Annotated in this window: 1 pseudogene; it reads left to right on the forward strand. The window is 25.9% G+C overall.

Going from position 1 to position 397, the window contains the following annotated elements:
- Positions 1-267: 267 nt before the first annotated feature.
- Positions 268-397 (forward strand): annotated as a pseudogene (locus GNY06_RS15355) (IS982 family transposase); the annotation flags it as partial.

The following is a 397-nucleotide window of genomic DNA, read 5'->3' on the forward strand; positions in this document are numbered from 1 at the left end:
GTCTCCTGTGAAATACAGAGAAAAGGAAAAACAGAAACTTGCTGTTATAAATTAACAGAAAATAAATTGGGTACAATATGAAAAATTGTCTAATTTTAAATCGTACTAAAAAAGGGAAGCCTACAAAGTTAAACTATTTAAAAATTGAGATCGAAGTTGATGAAATTATAAATAAAACCTGTTGTGCATTTAGAGAATATACTGGAAAAAGATTGTTCATTTGATTGAAAAACCGTATATTTAATTGGATATCAATTAATTAAATACATAAACAATCTTATTCAAAATTACGAAATTATTTTAAGAGAATTGACAAAAATCTGCAGTCATATCAAAACTACTAAGAAAATAAGAGTTCCAAAACTCTCTGATTTGGAACTTGTTGCACTCAATATCA

This window comes from Elizabethkingia argenteiflava (assembly GCF_009904105.1).
Classification (GTDB): domain Bacteria; phylum Bacteroidota; class Bacteroidia; order Flavobacteriales; family Weeksellaceae; genus Elizabethkingia; species Elizabethkingia argenteiflava.